Below are 14,733 nucleotides of genomic sequence, written 5' to 3'. Positions count from 1 at the left end.
TGGAACGAACTCCGACGCGACGGACTCGCCGCCGAAGAACACGCCTTCCTGAACCCCGGCGAAGAACCCCGCACCCCGTTCGTCGCCCAGCAACTCGCCGGCGCCACCGGACCGGTCATCGCCGTCACCGACTACATGAAGGCCGTCCCCGACCAGATCCGCCAATTCATCCCCAACGAATTCGCCTCCCTCGGCGCCGACGGCTTCGGATTCTCCGACACCCGCCAAGCCGCACGCCGCTTCTTCAAAAACGACACCCACTCCATCGTCGTCAAAGCCCTCCAACTCCTCGCGGCGAGGGGCGAGGTTGACCCGAGTGCGCCGTCGTACGCCATCGATCGGTACAAACTGCTCGACGTGACTGCCGGCACCACCGGCGGTTCGGGGGGCGACTCCTAAACAGGTGCAAAAAAGAATCGGCGGTAGTGCTCCATGAGCACTACCGCCGATTTGTTGTCACGCTCCGAGCGAGCGGCGATCCACCACGAATCCTGTGGCGGCATTCTCCCTGACTGCGTTGATACCGGCCACAAGGGCCGCAATATCCGGGAACCTGGGCGACACTGCCACTACCGTTCCATCATCGGCCTTCAACCGGAAACGGAACGATTGCTCCCCAGCCGTCAAGATTTCGAAAATGCCAGACATAAACCCTCTTTCCACCGCGGATGCGTCATTGCATCCCCTTCGATGACCACTGACTCTCGTGAAGTCCCTAAGAGAATATCGGCCATGGGAGCCAGCCAGAAGGCCTACCCGCGGGTAATATTCAACCTTTTTCGGTAGACCTATATTGGAGTGCAAGGTGAACCTAGAGATCTCTCGAGGGCGCATGGATAGGGTGAACCCCATGAACGATTCCAGCCCCGCGCCCACCGTTGGTGTGCTGTTGGCCGGCGGCGCAGGGACACGCCTGGGCCTCGGCCCCAAGGCGCTGCTGCCCTTCCGCGGCCGCACCTTGGTTGAAGTGCTCGCCAAGACATTGCTCGACGGCGGATGCTCCAAGGTAGTCGTAGTGCTCGGTGCCGGAGCCGAGGATGTCCGTGGCGCTACGGAGCTGGACAAGTACCTCGTCGTCGACAACCCGGAGTGGGCGACCGGCATGGCCAGCTCGTTCCGCACCGGTATTGCGGCAGCTACACACGGCCACAATGTCATGGTGACTTTGGTGGACCAGCCTGGGGTGACCCCCGCCGTCGTCGCCAGGCTGTTAGCAGCGCACCAAGCCGGCCGGGTGACCGCGGCGGGATACCCGGAAGCCGCCTTCGACGGTGGCCACACAACAAAGCTAAGGCGCGGCCACCCCTTGATCATCGACGTCTCGCTCCGTGCCGAGGTAGCAGAATCGGCCGTGGGCGACGCCGGAGCACGCCGTTTCCTCAAAGCACACCCCGGCCTCGTGGACGTCATCGACTGCAGCGACCTCGCCGACGGAGCCGACGTGGACACGAAAGACAAGCTGCACCTCCTCAGCGGCTAGCCACCCCCAACTGACTAGCAATAGATGCCGTTATGAGGCTCGATAACGACATTAAATGCGAGTCAGTTGGGTGGGGGCGGAGGCGGCGGCGTCCTTCAGTGCCAGGTAGATTTTGTCCCGGGCGATAGGGAGCGCCGCGAACCTCACCCCGGTGGCGTTCCGGATGGCGTTGGCCAGCGCGGGCGCAACGGGGTTGAACGGGCTCTCGCTCATGGACTTCGCGCCGAGCGGCCCCATCTGGTCGTTCGTTTTCGCGAAGTAGACCTCGCTGCGTGGCACGTCCGCGAAGGAAGGGATGTGGTACTGCCGAAGGATGTCGGTGGTGACCTTGCCTGCGTCGTTCACGCGGACTTCCTCATACAGTGCGACACCCAGCGCCTGGGCGATTCCGCCTTCCACCTGGCCGCGGCATTGCCGTGGATTGACCACGACGCCGGCATCGGCCGCCTGGACGCTCTGCAGGATCCGCAGCTCCCCCGTGCCGGTGTTCACGGCCACCCGGAATCCGTGGACGTTGAAGGCAACCGAACGCGGAGTTCCGCCCCAACGCCCTTCGGCGGCGAGTTCCATGCCCTGCTGCCGCGCGGCGTCGTGCACCTCCGCTAGCGCCAAGACCCGCTCACCGCAACGCACCGCACCGTCCTCGAGCAGGCACTCCGCCTCCGAAACACCGGCAAACGCAGCAGCCACGGCCCGGATCCGCACTGCGAGCTCCTGCGCTGCGAGCAAGGTTGCCTGCCCGGCCACCACGGTTCCTGCGGAGCCGAACGCGCCGGTATCGTGCTCCACGAGGTCCGTATCGGACTGGCGCACGGCCACGTTCGACGCCGAGGTGGACAGGGCGGTCGCCGCCAGTTGGGCGTGGACCGTGGTGGTGCCGTTGCCGAACTCGGCCGTCCCGACGGCGGCGTCGAACGTACCGTCCGGCAGGAGCCTGAGGCGCGTGTGGGCGAAGTGCCCGCGAGGCGGAACGGTGTCGATCATGGACAGCGCGGAACCGACGCCCGTGACCCACTCCGGACCGAGATCGTCGAGCCCGGCGTCCCGGTAGCGTTGGCCGCCGCGTTCGAGGGCATCGCGGACCAGCGCCACGCATTGGTCCAGACCGTAACTGCCGTAGAAGACGTCCTCTTCCGGTTCCGGGTTCGTGGAGAGCATGTCGTCACCCGGCCGGACCATGTTCTTGAGCCGGAAGTCCAGGGGGTCCATGCCGATTCCGACAGCGAGCTCGTCCATGGCGGATTCGATCGCGAAAATCATCTGGCTCAGGCCGTAGCCACGGAAGGCGCCGGCCGGGACCGTGTTGGTGTAGACGGCCTGCGCATCCACTTTCTTGTTGGCACATTTGTAGACGGCCAAGGATTCGCCGCAACCGTGGAACATCACTCCAGGCGCGTGGTTTCCGTATGCACCAGTGTTGGTGACCACGTCCACCTTCATCGCGGTCAAGTGGCCGTCACTGCTCGTCCCGGCCTTGACTTTGATGGTGAAGGGGTGACGTGTGGTGGTGGCGGTAAATTGTTCGGTGCGCGTGAATTCCACTTGCACGGGCCGGCGGAGTTTGAGTGCCGCCATGGCCACGAGATCCTCGGTGAGCACTTCCTGCTTGCCGCCGAACCCGCCGCCGACGCGCCCGGCCACGACGCGGATGCGGTCTTCGGGAAGATCGAACACGCGGGCAAGTGTCCGCCGGACCAGGAACGGGACCTGGCTGGAGGAACGCACCATGAGCCGGTCCTCCCCGGGGTTCTCGGAGGGTTCCACCCAGGCGATGGAGCAGTGCGTTTCCATCGCGACGTGCTGCACCCTCTGGGTCTGGTACGTGTTCTCATGGATGAAGTCGGCCGCGGCAAATCCGGCTTCGACGTTCCCCAGCTCGGAATGGACCTCCGCCACGACGTTGTTCTGTGGGCGGGAAATCCGGGCCGTTTCCCCGTCCTTCTCTCCGTGTATCGCTGGCGCACCGGGCAGCAACGCGTCCTGCGGCGAGAAGACAGCGTCCAGGAGTTCGTACTCCACCTTGATGGCCCGAGCCCCGGCTTCCGCTGCGCCCAGCGATTCACCGACGACGGCGGCAACCCGCTGGCCGATGAAGCGCACCACGTTGTCGAGGACGCGGGTGTCGTCGGGATCATCGGTGTAAAGCTCGTGCTGGGCCGTGGAGAACAACCGGTCCGGCGCGTCCTCATGCGTGAAAACCGCGACGACGCCGGGTATTTGGAGGGCCGCCGTCGTATCGATGGAAACAATCCGGGCATGCGCGTGTGGCGAGCGCAGCAGCTTCAGATGCAGCAGTCCCGGGAGCTGTTCCGCGGGGACGTCGAGGGTGTAGCGGGCGGTGCCGGTGACGACGGCGCGACCCGCGGGGGCGGGAACGTTGTCGCCGAGCTGGCCCGAACCCTTAGCTCCCGCGCCGGCCCGCGACGCGGCGTCGCCGTCGTCGTGCCCGTGGCTACCGCACACGGCGTCCGCAATGGAGCGGTAGCCCGTGCAGCGGCACAGGTTTCCCTTGAGGTTTCGCGGGAGGTTGGCTTTCTGTTCCTCGTCGAAGGTGGCGGCGGTCATCATCATGCCGGCCGTGCAGAAACCGCACTGGAAGCCCTGGTTTTCCAGGAACTGCTCCTGCACGGGATGAAGCTCTTCCCCGTTCGACAACCCCTCGATGGTGGTGACCGAGTGCCCTTCGGCGCGGACGGCGGGGTAGATGCAACTGTGCACGGGTGTGCCGTCCACGTGGACGGTGCACGCGCCGCAGTCGCCGCCGTCGCACCCTTTCTTGACTCCGAAGTTGCCCTGTTCGCGCAGGAACGTCCGAAGGCACTGGCCCGGGCGGGGTGCGGCCTCGGTGGCGGTTCCGTTGATCTCGATTGCCATGCTCAGGCCTCCTTCTGTGCGAGTTGGGTGGATGGTTGCGGCGACGTGGCGTGCGGCGGCCAGAAATCGCCCGAGACGGTGAGCGGTCCGTCCGGAACCGGCTCGAGCAACTCCGCGCGGATCTCCTCGGCAAGTCGGAAGGTCATGTCGCGGCGCCATTCCGGGAGCCCGTGGATGTCGTCGTGGTACAGCTCTGTAGGGATTAAATGCGCGACGGCGGCGGCCAGCCGCTCGGCGTCCGGCAACTCCGCGGCAGCGAACCGCAGCTGAACAGGCCGTTTGGTGGCGGCGGTGACGGTGAGGACAAAGCTGCCATCGGCGTCGAGCCTTCCGATCAGCAGGACCCCGGATCGCCCGAGGTTGCTGAGCGAGAGCCGGCGGAAGGCGACCTTCGCCCCCAAGGCCGACGCGGGCAGCTGGATGCTGCGCACGAGCTCGCCGGGTGCCAGGCAGTTTTTCCCGTCCCCTGTAACGAACTCGGCCACTGGAACCGTACGGCTGCTGCCGTGCCGGCCAAGGATGGTGGCCCTCGCATCCAGGCCTGCGCACAGCGAAATCATCGGCCCGGCGGGGAGGGCGGTGCACACATTGCCGCCAACGGTGGACATGTTCCACACCTTGAAGGAAGCCACGAAAGAGTCACAGCACGGCCGGAAAAGAGCCAGTCCCGGCCAGTTCCGGCCGGCCACAGCGTCAGACACCGGGAGCGCGTAGAGTTCGGCGACGGTGCAGGTGGCGGCCAGCTCAATGCCGGCGTCGCTCACGTTTACGGCCGGCCAGCCTGCTTGCCCTAGGTCAAGCAACCGCTTGAGCGGCTCCTCGCTGCCCACCGGGCTTCCGTAAGAAAACAGGACCGTGCCGCCGGCGAGCCAAGCATCGCCCTCGCGCCACTGGCCTGGATCCGTGGTGGCAACCACGGACTCGATGGTGTTCATGTCCATGGGTTCTCCTGGGTTTGTTCGGGGGTGTTGGTGCGGTGGATCGGTCCCGTTCCGTCCTTGAGCGAACCCCGGGCGGAGGCCGGCTGCGGAGCGCGGGACGCGAGGATTTCGGCGGTAATGGAAACGGCCACTTCGGCGGGAGTGACCGCGCCAAGATCCAGCCCGATCGGCGAATGCAGGCGCTCAAGGGCCGCGGCCGGGATGCCGCAGTCCAGCAGTCCATCAATCCGCTGCCGGTGGCTGCGCCTGGAACCCATGGCTCCCACATAGGCGAGATCCAAAGCGAGTGCAGTTTCCAGCAGGGGAATATCGAATTTGGGATCGTGGGTCAGCACGCAAACGACGGTGCGGGAATCGATCCGGCCGACGGCTGCTTCGGCGGCAAGGTAGCGGTGCGGCCAGTCCGTGACAAGGTGGTCGGCGGCGAGGAAACGGCCCTGGCTCGCAAAAGCGGGCCGCGCATCGCACAAGGTGACCTCGTAGCCCAGGAGTTTCCCGGCGGGGAGCAATGCCGCGCCGAAGTCGTTGGCGCCAAAGATGAGCATGCGGGCCGCGGGCAGGCGGCTTTCCACGAAGAGGGTGATGGGTTCGGTTTCCGGCCCGGAGCCCCCGCAGCCTTCGGCCGGGGCGAGCCGCACCATCCCTGCACGGCCTCCGCGGATAAGCGGTTCAAGCTGCGCCGCGGCCGCGCGGATCACGGAGTCATCCCCGCCAAGAAGGTCCGAAAGTTCTTGTGAACCTGCGGCGGAAAAAGCTGCCGGATCGGGAACGACGACGGCGCCTCCCGCGGCGTCGAGCCTGCGGATGAGTGCCAGGGAGGAGCCGCCGAAAGCGTTGTTCAATGAAGCCAAGTCCAGGCCGGCGGCCCCGGTCGGCTGGATGTGGACTTCGAGCTCGCCGCCACACGTGAGCCCGACGGCGAACGCGTCCTCGGCACTGTAGCCGAACGACTCGAGGCGACTGCCGCCGTCGCGCATTGCTTGAAGGGCGGCCTCCACCACGGCGCCTTCCACGCAGCCTCCGGAGAGGCTGCCAAGCACGTCGCCCTGTTCGGAAACGAGCATGGACGTGCCGGGGGGCCGGGGCACGGAACCTCCCACGGCCACGATGGTGGCGACGGCGCATCGCTGCCCGGAGACCGCGGGTCGCCAGGTGCCCAGCGAGGGCATCAAATCCAGCATGGCAACACCTCCTTTACCGAGGTCCCGGACCGGAGACCCGCCCGGGGCAGTGTGCGATCTTGCCTCATATTCTCATTCCTTGCGTGTGTTCGGGGAAGCTTGGGTGGGTGATCACCCGTTTCGCGAAGAGGACCGGGGCGGGCCTCTCATTTCCCACCCCGGTCCTTAGCGGAGCGGCCGTACCCCACCGCCGCCCGCCGTCGTCGTCCGCACTATGCGGTTGGTGACGATCGGCGGACGCCTATTCATTGCGGTGACTTGCGGCCGGACCGCCGTCTCAATGGCCGGCTACGCTCCCATCAGCGCGCTGATCGGCCCGCGGGCAAAGTAGATCAGGAAGCCCACGGTCACCACCCACATGAGCGGGTGGACTTTGTTGCCCTTCCCCGATGCCGCGTGGATCACGGCCCAGGAGATGAACCCGACGCCGATGCCGTTGGCGATGGAGTAGGTCAGCGGCATGGTAACGATGGTCAGGAAGGCCGGCAGGGCCACGGAGAACTTGGAGAACTTGATCTCGCGGATCTGTGCCATCATCATGGCTCCCACTACCACCAAGGCTGCGGCTGCGACCTCGAGCGGAACCACGCTGGTGAGCGGGGTCAGGAACATCGACCCCAGGAACAGCAGGCCGGTGACCACCGACGCCAGGCCGGTACGGGCGCCTTCGCCAATGCCGGCAGCGGAGTCGATGTACACGGTGTTGGACGAACCCGACGTCGCGCCGCCGGCTACCGCGCCCAGGCCCTCGACAATGAAGGCCGACTTGAGCTTGGGGAACGTACCGTCCTTGTAAGCCACGCCGGCGCTCTTGGCGAGGCCGGTCATGGTGCCCATGGCGTCGAAGAAGTTGGTGAACACCAAGGTGAACACCAGCATCGTGGCCGCCAGGCCGCCGATCCTCGAGAACGAACCGAAGAGGTCGAAGTGGCCTACCAGGCTGAAGTCCGGGGCGGATACCAGCTGGCCGGACAGTACCGGGGTGTTGAGGTGCCAGCCACCGGGATTGGCGGCGCTGCCAGGCCCGATGTGCATGACGGCCTCGACGACGGCGGCGAGGACCGTGGTGGCGACGATTCCGATCAGGAGGCCACCCTGGATCTTACGGGCCACGAGGATTCCCATGACCAGCAGACCGACAATGAAAATGAGGGTAGGTATAGAGGTGATGGAGCCATCGTTGCCGAGCTGTACCGGCGGTCCGCCTTTTGTGGCGCGGACGAATCCGGAATCGACGAAGCCGATGAAGGCGATGAACAGGCCGATGCCAACGGTGATGGCGGCCTTGAGTTCCTTGGGAACAGCCTTGAAGATCGCGGTCCGGGCGCCCGTGACGCCGAACAGGACAATCAGGATGCCGTTGATGACCACAAGGCCCATGGCTTCCGGCCAGGTGACTTCATGGATGACGGCGACTGCGAGGAACGAGTTGATTCCCAAGCCTGCGGCGAGCCCGAACGGCAGGTTCGCGATAAGGCCGAAGAGGACCGTCATGACACCGGCGGTCAGGCCGGTGACCGCCCCCACTTGGGCTGCGGACAACCATCCGCCAGCTACATCCGTGGGTGCGTTCTGGGCTGAGAATCCGCCCAGGATCAGGGGGTTGAGGATAACGATGTAGGCCATCGTGAAGAACGTGACTATGCCGCCGCGGAATTCGCGGGCCAGCGTGGAGCCACGCTTGGTGATCTGGAAGAAACGATCCAGGAAGGAGTTCGACGCCGGGGGCCTGGGGCTGCTGCCCCGCTGCGCCAGTCCGGTTGCCGTGTGCTTTTCGCGTGCTTCTGTCTGCCCTGCGCCGGAAGGCGCAGCCTGCTTTTCAGTTGCCGTTCGCATTTCTGCGGGGTCCAGGATTGTCATTTCAGCCACCGGGCCCTAGTAGTCAATCCTGGAGTCAAGCGTGTTCCAGGTGTTGAACGGTTCCAGGATGGCCGGGGCCTGGGGGTCGCCCAGTTCCAGCTTGCGGACCGGCATAAGCTTGTCCCGGTCTTCGTTCTCGAAGTATTCGTAGAAGACGGCGTCGTCGAAGCCGACGGATGCGGCGTCGTGCCGGTCTGCTGCGAAAACCACGTTTCCGATGCGTGCCCAGAGCGCCGAGGCGAGGCACATGGGGCATGGCTCGCAGCTCGTGTAGAGGGTGGCTCCGCTGAGATCGAAGGTGCCGAGCTCGCGGCAGGCATTGCGGATGGCGGTGACCTCGGCGTGGGCCGTGGGGTCGTTGGTAGCGGTGACCCGGTTGACGCCTTCGAAGGCGCGGCCATCCGCGGTGACAATGACGGCGCCGAACGGCCCGCCGCTGTTGAGGACATTGGCTGTTGCCAGCTCAATGGAAGTGGCCAAGAAACGTTCGGCCGTGACGGTGGTACTCATGTGCGACTTCCTTAGTGCTGAGGAAGCCTGTAACCAGGGAGGCGTCTGGACATGACGGACCAGTGCTGCGATTACCAGGCTTCAGCATGTGCTTTTGAAGGTTTCGCCTGGTAGATAGCTTCCCGGAGTCCGGGTGCCCGCCTTTGGCAAATTGAGATTAGCACCGGAGATGTGAGCCGCGCCATAGTTTCTGGAAAAAAAGTTTCGAGATGTGAAATTCACGCTGAACGCCGGGCATGAGGCCGTGTTCGGGCGCCGGTCACATTGACGCACTTCGGCGAGCGACCTACGCTGGGTGCCACCGGCAGGGTTGACCTCCGGAACCTGGATCAGCAGACAGGAACCACTGAGCTGGAACGCAATTACGCCGACCAGACAAGGATCCCCGTGTCCCCGAAATCCGATTTCCAGCCAGCAACTCCAGCAAGGCCTGCACCTTCCCGGCTCTGGATCAAGAATCCCCTCGCAGTGTTCACCGCCAACGGGCTCGACGCCAGCGGCGGCATCGTGGTCAGCGACGGGAAAATCGCCGAGCTCGTCCCCGCCGGCGCACAGCCTTCCGCGCAATGCGATCAAACCTTCGACGCCGGCAGCCATGTCCTGCTACCCGGGCTCATCAACACGCATCACCATTTCTACCAAACCCTCACGCGGGCTTGGGGTCCGGCGGCCAACGCTCCCCTGTTCCCTTGGCTGCAGAACCTGTATCCCGTGTGGGCGCGGCTGACGCCGGACAGCCTCGAACTTGCCGTGAAGGTAGCACTCGCGGAACTCCTGCTTTCCGGCTGCACCACGGCAGCCGACCACCACTACCTCTTCCCCGCGGGACTTGAGGACGCGATCGATATCGAGGTCGGCGTCGTGCGTGAACTCGGGATGCGCGCCACCCTCACCCGAGGGTCCATGACGCTGGGCGAGGACGACGGCGGGCTGCCGCCGCGTTCCACTGTGCAGCGTCCGGAGGTGATCCTCGCGGACAGCGAACGGCTGATCGGGGAGTACCACGAACGTGGAGACGGAGCGGTCATCCAAATCGCGTTGGCCCCTTGCTCGCCGTTCTCCGTGACCAGGGAAATCATGGCCGAGAGCGCCGCCATGGCCGAACGGCTGGATGTCCGGCTCCACACACACCTCGCGGAAACCATCGACGAGGAAGATTTCTGCCGCGAGATGTTCGGGCTGCGCACGGTGGACTATCTGGACAGCGTCGGCTGGCTCGGAAAACGTACCTGGCTTGGCCACGGCATCCATTTCGACGACGACGAGATCGCCCGGCTGGGTGCCGCGGGCACCGCCGTCGCACACTGCCCGACGTCGAACATGCGGCTCGCGTCCGGCACCGCACGGGTGCTGGAACTTGAGGCGGCCGGAGTTCCGGTGGGGCTGGGAGTGGACGGTTCGGCTTCGAACGATGCCTCCAACATGATCCTCGAAGCGCGGCAGGCGCTGTATCTGCAGCGGCTGCGCTACGGCGCGGACGTCCCTGTGGAACGCGCCCTCGGCTGGGCGACGCGAGGATCCGCTGCGGTGCTGGGCCGCACGGACATCGGGCAGATTGCTCCCGGGATGCAGGCCGACCTAGCCTTGTTCACGCTTGACGAGCTGCGCTTCTCCGGCAGCCACGATCCCATCGCGGCCTTGTTGCTCTGCGCGGCGGACCGCGCCGACCGCGTCATGGTGGCCGGTAAGTGGCGCGTTGTGGACGGTCTGATCCCCGATCTGGACATCCCGGAACTTATTGCCAAACATTCAGCCGCCGCACAGAAAATCGTCAGGGGTTAGGAGTAGCCTCTCGATTAGGTCGTAGATCAGGAGGCACATCATGACCGTCCCCCAGCACAACACGCCGACTCCTCCAGGTTGGTACCCGGATCCCTCGGGCTCCGGGCAACTACGGTGGTGGGACGGCAACGCTTGGACTGGAAACGCTTGGAACCCACCGGGCCAGGCCGGAATGGGTCAGCCCGCCGCGGCGTGGCCCGAGGCCGCGCGGCCAGGGCCATACGGCGGTCCGGGGCAGTACGGGGGGCCTCCGCAATACGCGGGACCGGTCCAGCCCGCACCGCGCCCGGAAATCAGCAAGCAGACCCCGGTCTACAACCCATTCATCTGGCTCGTCACCCTGTTGCCGGTGATCACCCTGATCATCCTGCTGCTCTGGAATCCGGTCTTCCACCTGCGGTATGTCGGCGCCAGGCGCGTACCCACCCTCGACCCCAGCGCATTCAGCGTTCCATATTTCCTGCTCATCGTTTCGGGCTGGCTGATCTACGGGGTCAGTGTTCTGCTGTCCTACCTCGACTGGCAAAAGCTGCAAAGGGACGGGGTGGTCCGCCCCTTCCACTGGGCATGGGCATTCCTGGGCGCCGGAGTCTACGTGGTGGGCCGCTCCGTGATTGTCCACAAGGTCGCTCCGCAGCGCGGACTCGCGCCGGTTTGGGCACTGATTGGCCTGGTGGCTGTGAGCTTCATCCTGGTGGCGGTCAAAGCGAGCATGATCGTTTCGACCATCGCCAAGGCCCTGCCAATGTAGGCTCCGGGCGAAATATCTGTCCCACGGCACAAAGCGGCGGGCGGCACCTCCCCAGGTGCCGCCCGCCTTTTGGCTCTGTTGCGCAGAGTCCCTCATCCCCAGGGGCAGGAGCCCTAGGAACGCTGCCGGCCGAATACGGGAAGGGCACGCAGCCAGCGGGAGAAAGTCCCGGGCGTGCGGTCACAGTCGGCCGGAATGTAGAAGTCAGGATCCGTGGCGCCGAACGGCAGGTACAGTTCCTGGCCGGGCGCGGGGAATTCCACGACGTTGTTCTTATCCTGCGAGTCCATCTGTCCTCCTATTTCATGCGCTCAAGTTCTCCGTGGCGATGCGGTTGAAGCTTTTGAGTATTTTCCACATCTTGGAAAACATTTTTTGTTATATGGAAATGGTAGAGGGGATTCCCGAACGGCGTCAAGGGGCGCCCGCGGGGCCACGCCCCCGCCGCCAGCCGCCGTCGGTCACAATCGGAAAGTAGATAACGATTCTCCGGAAGTGATGTACACCACTGGCAAACGTGGGCTACGCTTTCTTCAATTCGTGGCGCAGGTCACGTAACCTGGGAGCAGCAGGCAGGGTCGTAATGAGCTGGCATCAACGGATGCCGGCTCTTTTTTGTTGGGTCGGCTCCACCAGAAACGCGTACGAAACACGCGCTTAATTTCATTGGTGGACCTTAGGGGTTCCACCTCATAGAAGTTGGGATATGACCATGAGCAACAAGATCGTCCTCGGCGACAACCAGTACGGCAAGGCTGAAGTCCGCGTCGTCAAAGTCACCCGCGACACCGACCGCCACCAGATCGAAGACCTTAACGTCACCTCGCAATTGCGTGGCGACTTCCAGGCTGCGCACCTCCAAGGCGACAACGCACACGTCGTCGCCACGGACACCCAGAAGAACACCATCTACGCTTTTGCCCGCGACGGCATCGGCTCCCCCGAAGCCTTCCTCCTGCGCCTGAGCGAACACTTCACCTCGGGATTCGAGTGGGTCACGGGCGGCCGCTGGGAAGCCGAGGCCTACACCTGGGACCGCATCCAGGCACATGGCTCCGAACACGACCACAGCTTTGTCCGCAAGGGGCAGGAAGTCCGCACCGCCGTCGTGGTCCGCGAAGGCAATACGACGCACGTCATTTCCGGCCTCAAGGACCTGACCGTCCTCAAGACCACGCAGTCCGGCTTCGTGGGCTACCCCCGCGACCGGTACACCACGCTGCCCGAGACCACGGACCGCATCCTCGCCACCGACGTCTCGGCACGCTGGCGCTACAACACCGGGCTCGACGCTGCCGGGACCGACTTCAACAAGAGCTACGAGGACATCAAGGCCCTGCTCTTGGAAGGCTTCACGGAGAACTACTCCCACGCCCTGCAGCAGACCCTGTTCGACATGGGCAAGAAGGTCCTCGAGGCCCACAGCGAAGTGGACGAGATCAAGTTCTCGATGCCCAACAAGCACCACTTCCTGGTGGACCTCAGCCCGTTCGGCCTCGACAACCCCAACGAGGTCTTCTTCGCGGCTGACCGCCCGTACGGCTTGATCGAAGCCACGGTCCAGCGCGACAACACCACACCTGCCCCGGCTGCGTGGAACGGCATCGCCGGCTTCTGCTAAGCCCCCAGGTACCCGCCCAACTGATCCCCACCGCCTCCCTCGCCTCGCAAGCTCGGCCAGGGAACCCTGGCGGCGTGGGCCCTCGCATTTGATGTCGTTTTGGAGCCTCAAAACGACATCAAATGCGAGTCAGTTGGGCAACCATACCCAAAACCACATTGTTAGCCAGACAAAGTTAGCCAGACAAAGACGTCTGCCATGAACCAAGAAAGTCTGCCATGAACACCAAGAAGAAAACGCGCCCCGCAGAGTCCGGGCCGGCCCGCCCCGAGGACCAGCGCCTCTCGATCGGGAGCACATTCGCCTACGGCTTCCAGCACGTCTTGACCATGTACGGCGGAATCATCGCACCGCCGCTCATCATCGGAGCCGCCGCGGGCTTGTCCTCTCAGGACATCGGCCTCCTGATCGCGGCCTGCTTGTTTGTCGGCGGCCTCGCCACCATCCTTCAGACCATCGGCATCCCGTTCTTCGGATCGCAACTGCCGCTGGTCCAGGGCGTATCCTTCGCCGGCGTTTCCACCATGGTGGCGATCGTCCACGGAGGCGGCGGAATCCAGGCGGTGTTTGGTTCGGTCATGGTGGCGTCCTTGATCGGCCTGGCGATCACTCCACTCTTCTCCAAGATCATCAAGTTCTTCCCGCCTGTGGTCACGGGTACCGTCATTACGACGATCGGGCTGACCCTCATGCCCGTCGCAGCCAACTGGGCCATGGGCGGCAACAGCGCCGCACCCAACTACGGCAGCATGGCGAACATCGGTCTCGCCGCCGCGACGATGGGCATCGTCCTGCTCCTCAGCAAGATCGGCAACGCGGCCATCTCCCGACTTTCCATCCTCCTTGCGATGGCTATCGGTACCGTCATCGCCCTCGCCACGGGAATGGCCGATTTCTCCAAGGTCGGCCAGGGTCCGATCGTTGCCTTCCCCACTCCATTCGCCTTCGGTGCTCCCACCTTCGAAATCGCGTCCATTGTTTCGATGCTGATCGTCATCCTGGTCACCCTGACCGAGACCTCGGCGGACATCATCGCGGTTGGCGAAATCGTGGGCACCAAGGTCGACTCCAAGCGCATCGGCAACGGATTGCGTGCGGACATGCTCTCAAGCGCCGTCTCACCTCTCTTCAACTCCTTCACCCAGAGCGCCTTCGCCCAGAACGTCGGCCTCGTGGCCATCACCGGAATCAAGAGCCGCTTCGTGGTCAGTGCCGGCGGACTCATCCTGGTGGTTCTCGGCGTGCTTCCCGTCCTCGGCCGAGTGGTCGCAGCGGTTCCGACGCCCGTCCTGGGCGGCGCCGGCGTCGTACTCTTTGGAACTGTGGCCGCCAGCGGCATCCGGACGCTCTCCAAGGTGGAGTACCGCAACAACATGAACCTGATCATCGTGGCTGCGTCCATCGGCTTCGGGATGATCCCGATCGCGGCCCCGAAGTTCTACGACCAGTTCCCATCCTGGTTCTCCACGATCTTCCACTCGGGCATCAGCTCGGCCGCCATCATGGCCATCCTGCTGAACGTGCTCTTCAACCACTTCAAGGCCGGCAACTCGGACAACCAGTCGGTGTTCGTGGCGGGCACGGGACGCGTGGTCAACGAATCGGATATTGCTTGCCTTGCGAACGGCGACCGTTTCGAGAACGGCAAGCTGATCGACGCCGAGGGCAAGGAAGTGCCGCTCAAGTCGAGCACCGCCGCCGAACACTGACGGGCCTTAAGCGCCTTTCTGCGC

At 64.5% G+C, this 14,733-nt stretch carries 13 protein-coding genes; 6 read left to right on the top strand and 7 right to left on the bottom strand.

The window, feature by feature from the left end:
- Positions 1-399: transketolase-like TK C-terminal-containing protein (locus tag AC1DJW_RS14595; RefSeq protein WP_476901741.1), on the top strand; the 399-nt coding region annotated here is incomplete at its 5' end.
- A gap of 57 nt (positions 400-456) precedes the next feature.
- On the opposite strand, the gene AC1DJW_RS14590 is transcribed toward AC1DJW_RS14595, so the two are convergent.
- Positions 457-648 (bottom strand): YegP family protein, encoded by a 192-nt coding sequence (locus tag AC1DJW_RS14590; RefSeq protein ID WP_236812809.1) that lies wholly within the window; start codon positions 646-648, stop codon positions 457-459.
- Positions 649-850: 202 nt separating this feature from the next.
- On the opposite strand from AC1DJW_RS14590, the gene nboR reads away from it, so the two are divergent.
- Positions 851-1,480 (top strand): nicotine blue oxidoreductase, encoded by a 630-nt coding sequence (gene nboR, locus AC1DJW_RS14585; protein WP_476901740.1) that lies wholly within the window; start codon positions 851-853, stop codon positions 1,478-1,480.
- A gap of 51 nt (positions 1,481-1,531) precedes the next feature.
- Here nboR and AC1DJW_RS14580 read toward each other — a convergent pair whose 3' ends face one another.
- The 5 genes from AC1DJW_RS14580 to AC1DJW_RS14560 form a co-directional block, all read right to left on the bottom strand.
- Entirely contained in the window at positions 1,532-4,354 is a 2,823-nt protein-coding gene (locus tag AC1DJW_RS14580; protein ID WP_390282576.1) for a molybdopterin-dependent oxidoreductase, read from the bottom strand.
- Between the two features lie 2 nt (positions 4,355-4,356).
- Positions 4,357-5,295 carry an FAD binding domain-containing protein gene (locus AC1DJW_RS14575; RefSeq protein ID WP_390282574.1) on the bottom strand — a complete coding sequence of 313 codons (939 nt, stop codon included), beginning with the start codon at positions 5,293-5,295 and terminating at the stop codon, positions 4,357-4,359.
- Positions 5,286-6,476, bottom strand: coding sequence for an XdhC family protein (locus AC1DJW_RS14570; RefSeq protein WP_476901739.1), 1,191 nt, complete (start codon positions 6,474-6,476; stop codon positions 5,286-5,288). Before AC1DJW_RS14570 ends, AC1DJW_RS14575 begins: the two co-directional genes overlap by 10 nt.
- 288 nt (positions 6,477-6,764) lie before the next feature.
- The gene (locus tag AC1DJW_RS14565) at positions 6,765-8,336 is read right to left on the bottom strand and encodes an NCS2 family permease (protein ID WP_390282585.1); all 1,572 of its coding nucleotides are present in this window, start codon (positions 8,334-8,336) and stop codon (positions 6,765-6,767) included.
- Positions 8,337-8,351: 15 nt separating this feature from the next.
- On the bottom strand, positions 8,352-8,846 hold the full coding sequence (locus tag AC1DJW_RS14560; RefSeq protein WP_459342524.1) for a nucleoside deaminase: 495 nt from the start codon (positions 8,844-8,846) through the stop codon (positions 8,352-8,354).
- A 387-nt stretch (positions 8,847-9,233) separates the two neighbouring features.
- Between AC1DJW_RS14560 and AC1DJW_RS14555 the strand changes: the two genes are divergently transcribed.
- Together AC1DJW_RS14555 and AC1DJW_RS14550 are read left to right on the top strand one after the other, a co-directional pair.
- Positions 9,234-10,628, top strand: a complete 1,395-nt coding sequence (locus AC1DJW_RS14555; protein WP_476901738.1) for an 8-oxoguanine deaminase — start codon at positions 9,234-9,236, stop codon at positions 10,626-10,628.
- Positions 10,629-10,668: 40 nt separating this feature from the next.
- Positions 10,669-11,379: a DUF2510 domain-containing protein gene (locus AC1DJW_RS14550; RefSeq protein ID WP_476901737.1), complete on the top strand. Its 711-nt coding sequence runs from the start codon at positions 10,669-10,671 to the stop codon at positions 11,377-11,379.
- A 113-nt stretch (positions 11,380-11,492) separates the two neighbouring features.
- Here the strand turns inward: AC1DJW_RS14550 and AC1DJW_RS14545 are convergent, their stop codons facing one another.
- Positions 11,493-11,669, bottom strand: a complete 177-nt coding sequence (locus AC1DJW_RS14545; RefSeq protein WP_172465634.1) for a hypothetical protein — start codon at positions 11,667-11,669, stop codon at positions 11,493-11,495.
- A gap of 416 nt (positions 11,670-12,085) precedes the next feature.
- Between AC1DJW_RS14545 and pucL the strand changes: the two genes are divergently transcribed.
- Both pucL and AC1DJW_RS14535 read left to right on the top strand, forming a co-directional pair.
- Complete coding sequence (pucL, locus tag AC1DJW_RS14540) at positions 12,086-13,000, top strand: factor-independent urate hydroxylase (RefSeq protein ID WP_172465633.1); 915 nt, start codon at positions 12,086-12,088, stop codon at positions 12,998-13,000.
- 218 nt (positions 13,001-13,218) lie between these two features.
- On the top strand, positions 13,219-14,709 hold the full coding sequence (locus AC1DJW_RS14535) for a nucleobase:cation symporter-2 family protein (RefSeq protein WP_476901736.1): 1,491 nt from the start codon (positions 13,219-13,221) through the stop codon (positions 14,707-14,709).
- Positions 14,710-14,733 lie beyond the last annotated feature (24 nt).

The sequence above is a fragment of the Arthrobacter sp. 05L417 genome (genome assembly GCF_056397865.1).
This window is presented reverse-complemented; position numbering and strand designations above follow the sequence as displayed.